This is a genomic window from Pseudomonas sp. SIMBA_041 (assembly GCF_046535095.1).
Taxonomy (GTDB): Bacteria; Pseudomonadota; Gammaproteobacteria; order Pseudomonadales; family Pseudomonadaceae; genus Aquipseudomonas; species Aquipseudomonas mucoides.
The window spans coordinates 1-236 of the sequence record NZ_JAWRXJ010000931.1; the positions used below are offsets into that span (position 1 = coordinate 1).

Sequence of the window (236 nt, forward strand, 5' to 3'; positions counted from 1 at the left end):
GGCCGTTCGACAGCAGGAAGCGGTCGCGCCCTTCCCACTCGGGATCGTCGGGGCGATAACGCATCGCGCCGAAATACGCGACGGCCAGCACGTCGGCGATGTCGAGCGCCTGGCCGACATAGCCCTGGCCCTGCACTTCGCCCATCAGCACGGCGTTTCTTCGGATGCGGTATGCGCGCTCGGCGAGCGTGACCGCTTCATGGACGGTTTCGGTATCCATCGATAGCTCCAGTTTG

1 pseudogene is annotated in these 236 nt (G+C 64.8%); it reads right to left on the bottom strand.

Annotated features, from left to right (window positions below):
* A pseudogene (locus SB725_RS33860) lies at positions 1-220 on the bottom strand (transketolase); the annotation flags it as partial.
* Positions 221-236: the final 16 nt, after the last annotated feature.